This window comes from Vibrio sp. 10N.261.51.A3, assembly GCF_041471965.1.
Classification (GTDB): domain Bacteria; phylum Pseudomonadota; class Gammaproteobacteria; order Enterobacterales; family Vibrionaceae; genus Vibrio; species Vibrio crassostreae_C.
Map to the genome: position 1 here is coordinate 99,963 of NZ_JBFRPK010000051.1, position 7,055 is coordinate 107,017.

General features: G+C 45.7%; 5 protein-coding genes and 1 tRNA gene. 2 read left to right on the top strand and 4 right to left on the bottom strand.

What is annotated here, in order from left to right; genetic code table 11:
• Positions 1 to 60 precede the first annotated feature (60 nt).
• The 4 genes from AB4371_RS13335 to rsgA form a co-directional block, all read right to left on the bottom strand.
• Positions 61 to 1,941, bottom strand: a complete 1,881-nt coding sequence (locus tag AB4371_RS13335; RefSeq protein ID WP_372150035.1) for a methyl-accepting chemotaxis protein — start codon at positions 1,939 to 1,941, stop codon at positions 61 to 63.
• Between the two features lie 292 nt (positions 1,942 to 2,233).
• Positions 2,234 to 3,649: a DASS family sodium-coupled anion symporter gene (locus AB4371_RS13340; protein WP_372150037.1), complete on the bottom strand. Its 1,416-nt coding sequence runs from the start codon at positions 3,647 to 3,649 to the stop codon at positions 2,234 to 2,236.
• 308 nt (positions 3,650 to 3,957) lie between these two features.
• Positions 3,958 to 4,878 (bottom strand): archaetidylserine decarboxylase, encoded by a 921-nt coding sequence (gene asd, locus AB4371_RS13345; protein ID WP_102397878.1) that lies wholly within the window; start codon positions 4,876 to 4,878, stop codon positions 3,958 to 3,960.
• A gap of 125 nt (positions 4,879 to 5,003) precedes the next feature.
• Positions 5,004 to 6,059 carry a small ribosomal subunit biogenesis GTPase RsgA gene (rsgA, locus tag AB4371_RS13350; RefSeq protein WP_017061306.1) on the bottom strand — a complete coding sequence of 352 codons (1,056 nt, stop codon included), beginning with the start codon at positions 6,057 to 6,059 and terminating at the stop codon, positions 5,004 to 5,006.
• Positions 6,060 to 6,209: 150 nt separating this feature from the next.
• Between rsgA and orn the strand changes: the two genes are divergently transcribed.
• Positions 6,210 to 6,755 carry an oligoribonuclease gene (gene orn / locus AB4371_RS13355; RefSeq protein WP_010434065.1) on the top strand — a complete coding sequence of 182 codons (546 nt, stop codon included), beginning with the start codon at positions 6,210 to 6,212 and terminating at the stop codon, positions 6,753 to 6,755.
• A 180-nt stretch (positions 6,756 to 6,935) separates the two neighbouring features.
• Positions 6,936 to 7,011 (top strand) — tRNA-Gly (locus AB4371_RS13360).
• Positions 7,012 to 7,055: the final 44 nt, after the last annotated feature.

Sequence of the window (7,055 nt, forward strand, 5' to 3'; positions counted from 1 at the left end):
TATCGGTTTACGTCACCGGCCGCTCGGTGGTGAGGTTTAACTTATGTTGCTTGAGATGAGTTATACCTTAAAGCGCTCCACATCTCGGCGCATCGACTCGGCAGCGTTACTCATTTCATTTGAGCTATTGCGGCTGCTTTCAGCTTGTTGTGCAAGATCGTCGGAGGCATCCTTGATTCCTTGCGTATTACGACTGATGTCTTCGCTTACTGCGCGTTGCTCTTCTGCAGCACTCGCTATTTGCAGCGCCATATCGTTGATTTCAGTGATCGCTTGGGTGATTTTAGAGAGGCTGCCATGAGCTTGCTCTGCGAAGCCAACGCTGTTCTCTGCCAGTTGGGTGCTGGTGGTCATGCTTTCAACGGCATGTTCGGTATTCTTCTGTAACGTATCAATCATCACGCGGATTTCTTCGGTCGAGCCATGCGTTCTTTGGCTCAGGACTCGAACCTCGTCTGCAACAACCGCAAATCCACGACCTTGCTCACCCGCACGCGCCGCTTCAATCGCAGCGTTCAATGCCAACAGGTTGGTTTGTTCGGCAATGCCTTGAATGGTGGATAGTATCTGATTGATGCTTTGCGCGTTGTTTTCCAGTTCTCGAATAACATTGGCAGCGTCTTCAACTTGAGTTGCAAGACCAGTAATCGCATCGCGGTTTTGTTGAATAACCTCTTGGCCTTCGTTACAAGCGGTGGCTGACGCTTGAGAAGCGGATGCCGTGAGTTCGGCATGGCTAGCCACTTCAGCTGCCGTGGCTGACATCTCATGAATCGCGGTCGCTATTTGATTGATATCGTTTTGCTGATTCTCAACTCGAATGGAGGATTGGGTCGCCAGTTGATTGGCTTTTTCTGCGTGATTATTTAAATCATGGCTGTGCTCGATAACGCCTTTCAACATGCTTTGCATCTGGCTTAAGAACTGGTTCACAAGTTCGGCTAGTTTGCCTATCTTATCCATACGCGTGATATCAATACGTTGAGTGAGGTCGCCTCTGCCTTGAGCCAGCTGAGTCAGCGCGTCAGACAAGGTTTGTAGTGGGGAAAGCAGGCGGTTGATCACCACTGTGCTCGCAATCGAAATGACGATATACAAAATCAAAGAAGTAAGAGCGATGAACTGAATCGCGTCAGATACTGCGGAAAACGCCATTTCCTTATCGATAACAATACCCAGTGACCAATCGGTATTCGGGACATTGGCAATGTAGACCATTTTATCCTCTTGGCCAGGCCAAGTTAGCGTAGTGATCATTTGGCCTTGGATCAGTTGTGACACTTTGTTGGCTGTTAGTTCCGGATTCAAACTGGTCAGTGGTTTCTGACTTAGCTCTTCATCACTGTAGGCAACGATGTTGTTGTTACCGTCAACTAAAAACGCAAAGCCATCGTTATCCAGTTTCACGTTGAGTACGGTGTCGATAATGCTGGTTACAGTTAGGTCTGCCGCGAGGACACCTTGTCTTTCACCGTTGAATGCTTTTGCAAAGCTGATGACAATGCTGCCGTCAAAGTCTTGATAAGGTTCAGTAATGACGAGGTCTGATGTTGCGTTGGCATCTTTATACCAAGGGCGGGTGCGTGGGTCGTAGCCTGCTGGCCAATCTTCACCTTTGTCGCCATACGCGATAGTGCCGTCGCTGAATCCGGCATAAACAGACAAGAATTGTCCAGCTTGTTTGGTGATTAGCAACTCGCGGTCAGAGTTACTGTTGCTTGAAATGGTCGGTTCATTAGCAAGCATCATATCGCTGCGAGTCGAGAGCCAATCGGCAATGTAATTGGTTGTCCCTACACTGACATTCTTCATTTCTTGATTGATCGCGACCTCTGTTTCTTGAGTGAGCTGGGTAACTGATATCCAAGCTTGGGTACCACTCACGACGGCGATAATGATCGCAATGGCGATCTGAATTTTAAACTTAATAGTATGTCTCAAGGTCCATTCCTCTCTGATTAGACAAAACCTAACTACGTTGACGTACTTAATAATGAATTGATGTGTCTTTGATTGGCGTATAGTGCCGCTGTCTTAAGTTGAATGACTGTGTTTAAAATCATAAATTCTAAATATATTTGCTCTGCTTTTTGTAAAACAGTGAAGTAATATCACAGTTACCTATTGATTGAAATGTCAGTTAATTGCTTGAGGTGGAGTGGTATAGATCGAAAAAAGCGCCAAATTTACATTCAGCGCTTTAGTTAGGATTAAAGGGGAGCGTTAACGCTTACTAGGTGATGATAAACAGGGCGAGGTAAACCATCAGCAAGCCCACAATACCTAAGATGATGCCCATCTTCGCCATGTCTTTGCTTTCGATAAGCCCGGTCGAGTAGGCCAGTGAGTTTGGTGGTGTCGATACGGGCAGAATCATGCCAAGTGACGCAGAGAAGGCGACCACAACCAGCAAGCCTTGCAGACCACCAATCGCAACTAGGCTTTCCATGGAAGCACCAATTGCAGCGGCTATCGGCATCAGCAAGTTGGCCGTCGCAGTGTTTGACATGAAGTTCGCCATTAACCAACACACGATAGACAATGTCAGTACCACAGCTGCAGGTGACAGCGATTCATAGTCAATTGCGTGTGCGAGTGCAGCGGCTAAGCCTGTTTTATCTAAGCCAATACCAATCGCAATACCACCTGCGACCAGCCACAACACATCCCAGTTAATCAGCTTGAGTTCTTCTTTGCCCATGATGCCAGTGAGCGTAAACACAGCCAGTGGAATGATAGACACGACATAGGTGTTCATGCCATGCAGTTTGGTGGTCATCCACAATAAGATTGTCGCAGCGAAGGTGATGTAAACCACAATCGCTCGCCAGCTCTTTCTAAATTGTCCATCAAGCTTGAGCACCATGTTTCTTTCTTTAGAAGGGAAGAGTTTTTGTAGAAGAAACCAAGCGATGGTGAGTTGGATGATCACAAAGGGTAAGCCCATCATCATCCAGCTGAGGAAGTCGATGGTATTTTCACCCGTTAGGTATTGCAGCGCGATGGCATTGGGCGGTGTACCGATTGGGGTTGCGATACCGCCAGTATTGGCAGCAATTGGAATACACAACACGAGCGCTTTGATACCCATATCGCCTTTTGGTGCAGATGCCACGATAGGGCCGAGCAGCGCAAGCATCATTACCGTCGTTGCGGTATTTGACATGAACATTGAGAACACGGCGGTGATCAGCATTAAGCCGAGCATAATGAAGCGCGGTTCTGTACCAAATGGTTTAAGTAGCACTCGAGCTAGGTTGTTGTCGAGTTCGTACTTGGATGCGGATATCGCAAGAGTAAAACCACCCATGAAAAGGATGATGATCGGTGACGAAAATGCACCGAAGATGTCGGTATATTTGATTAACTCACCGAGATCGTGCCCCGCTGGTGGATTTCTAAATAGGTGTAAACCTTTGTCAGATATCATCACCAGTTCAAGCGCAATGATCAAAATGGAAGTGGCGAATACCGGAACAGGTTCAAGCACCCACAGCAGGGCTGCTAATAAGAATATCGCCAACAGGCGGTGTTGAATCAGCGTGAGATCATCGATTGGTATTGAATCTATCGGCATGAATAACACGCCTAAGGGAATCGCAAAACAAATCAACAGCTTGACCAGAACGCCAACATTGAGTTTAGGCATGTACAAAGACCCTATAAATAAAATATCTTCAAATAGAGTAAGTTATCTGGATTTCTGGTACTTGGAGACGGGTTGGAAAATCAAAAAGTTGTTTAAGGTTTCGACAGTTGTTTTGTTTTTGGTCAATCTTTTATCTGGGCAATTAGAGACAAGAGTGAGAAGCATCAGGTGGCTGGGCAGGGTTTGAAAGATTGAGTTGTTAGAGCTTGAGTAGCAAATGAATCGGTAGAGTTAAGAAAAAGGCGCGTTCTTCTCTGAAATAGAAAAAGTAACGCGCCTTGAAAGCTTAAATGAGTTAACTCAAATTGTTAAGCTTGGTCAGTGTTCTCAGCAGAATCGGTAACAACATCGTCATTTGCTTGCGCTTCTTTGCCAGCAATGTGCGCGAAAGGTGTACCAAGAACCGTTTTCTCGCCATTTTGCATAGTGTCGTCAAACTTGATCGCATCTTTAGCGAACAGGTTGATAACGGTTGAACCAAGCTTAAAGCGGCCCATCTCTTCGCCTTTCTTCAAGATGATTGCTTTGTCACCTTGTGCAGGGTAATCCCATTTGTAAACCGAGTTACCACGAGGTGGGGTGATGGTACCTGCCCATACTTGCTCGATGCTACCTACGATCGTTGCGCCAACCAGCACTTGTGCCATTGGGCCAAATTCCGTATCGAAGATACAAACGACACGCTCATTACGTGCGAATAGGTTTGGAACGTTTTCTGCCGTTAACGGGTTAACTGAGAAAAGGTCACCTGGAACGTAGATCATCTGGCGCAGTGTGCCGTCGCATGGCATGTGCACGCGGTGGTAATCACTTGGAGACAGGTAAAGCGTTGCGAATTCACCGTCTTTAAATTCATCCGCTAGCGCAGCATCACCACCCAATAGCTCGCGAGCTGAGTAGTTATGGCCTTTCGCTTGAATCAGTTGACCGTCAGTAATTGGGCCAAATTGGCTCACACGTGCATCTGCAGGGTGAATAATAACAGACTCACCTTCAGCGATAGGACGCATGCCTTCTTTCAATTCACGCACGAAGAATTCATTGAATGTTTTAAAGTGTTTTGGATCGCTATGCAGAGCTTCATCCATGTTCACTTTGTATTGCTTGATGAACCAGTTGATGATCGCTGTCGTTAAGCCGCCCGCTTTAGCAGACGCAAGTTTGCCGACTAGGCGAGTTAATCCATGTTGTGGAATCCAGTACTGCAATCCAACTTTAATCTTATCCATTGTATTAATTTTCCAATGCTAATTGTTTTTCAATTAAATCTGTCGATGACGGTTTAGGGCGCGAGATGTTACTTAAATTCGCGCCAATTGTCAGTAAATGCACACATTTGTTCACAAAAACGCGATTAGAGATCGGCTTTTTTGTTGCGTGAATACTGACGGTTATCTTTGTTACTCGCCATGCTTTCAATGATGCGGTGGTAGTTGTCGAAACGTAATCGACTGATCTTTCCGTTTTCTACCGCTTCGCGCAGGATGCAGCCTGGGTCATCAATGTGTTTACAGTCACGGAACTTACAACCGCCAAGGTAAGGCTTGAACTCGATAAAGGCTTCAGTGATTTCGTCGGCCTCTAGGTGCCATAGGCCGAATTCACGCACTCCTGGTGAATCAATCAGATCACCACCAGAAGGGAAGTGGTATAAACGAGCTGCCGTGGTTGTGTGCTGACCAAGACCTGAGTTCTCAGAGACTTCGCCTTCTTCAATGTCTAGCGTAGGCATTAATGCATTCACTAGGCTTGATTTACCCACACCCGATTGACCAACAAAGATGTTGATACGGTCTTTGAGTTCAGCTTCCAGCTCTTTGATGCCGTAGCCAGACTCTTTACTCACGAACATCACTTTATAGCCGATCTTCTCGTACTCTTTAAGTGTTTCACGGTATTCAGCAATCTGCTCATCAGTCAGTAGATCGACCTTGTTCAGTACAACAAGCGGCGCGATGTTTACCGTTTCTGAAGCAATTAGGTAACGGTCGATAATATTAAGTGATAGCTCTGGTAGCACAGCCGATACGATAACCATTTGGTCGACGTTCGCAGCTACTGGCTTTAGGCCATCGTAGTAATCAGGGCGAGTCAGCATTGAAGTTCTCGGCTCAACCGCTTCCACAACGCCAGAAATACCGGCCATTGATTCTAAGCCTGCGCGCCAAGTCACTCGGTCACCAGAAACTAAAGTCTCGATACTACGGCGTAAGTTACAACGATGAACTTCGTTAGTTTCAAGATCTTCGATATCAGCATGTTGGCCAAAGCGCGTAATCACGAGTCCGCTTTTGGTTCCGCCAAGCATGTTCTCATCCCATTGGATAGAATCTTCTTTCTTGAGTCGCTTGTTCTGGTTGCTACGTACACGACGTACTTGACCTTTGGTTAACTTCTTTTTTTTAGCCACAATTTTTCACTTAACACATCTAACTTGATGATTGGGGACTCAAACAGGATGTTGCTGGTACCACGTGATTTCGATGGTCCTAAAGCTAGTTTGAGTATAGTTATTTGGGTATAGTACCTCTTTTACACATAAACAAATAGGCGACGCCTTATGTCCTTTAGCGATCAGAACCTTATTTGGGTTGATCTAGAGATGACAGGACTTGATCCTGAAACTCATAAAATCATTGAAATTGCTACTATCGTTACTGATAGTGAGCTTAACATCCTGGCTGAAGGACCTGTTTTGGCTATTCACCAACCTCAGAGTGAACTGGACAAGATGGATGAGTGGTGCACAACGACTCACACTGGCAGCGGCCTCGTGAAGCGAATTCAAGAAAGCACGGTTTCAGAGCAAGATGCCATCCAACAAACCATTGAGTTTCTTGAAAAATGGGTACCAAAAGGTAAGTCACCAATTTGTGGCAACAGCATTGGTCAAGACCGTCGTTTCCTATACAAGCACATGCCAGAGTTAGAAGAGTACTTCCACTACCGCTATGTTGACGTAAGCACTCTGAAAGAGCTGACTCGTCGTTGGAAACCTGAAGTGTTAGATGGTTTTTCTAAGTCGGGAAGTCACCTTGCGTTAGACGATATTCGAGAGTCGATCGCCGAGCTGCAGTACTACCGAAAAACGATTATTAACATCTAGTCGAATAAAATGATCACGTTTATCTAACTTTTCAGGGACATAAGAGCCGTTTTTTTTGCAAATCTGTGTGCTTTTACAGCAGTTGAGTAAAAAGTTTCGTAATTTTGCATTAAGGACTTGCATCACAAAAAAATGCTCTTATAATTCGCAGCCCTGAACGGCGAAAGACGTTTTCAGATTGCGATACTAGCTCAGTTGGTAGAGCGCAACCTTGCCAAGGTTGAGGTCATCGGTTCGAACCCGATGTATCGCTCCAAATTCTTCTCGGTTAGAGAAAAGATTCATTGACTTAAACAATGC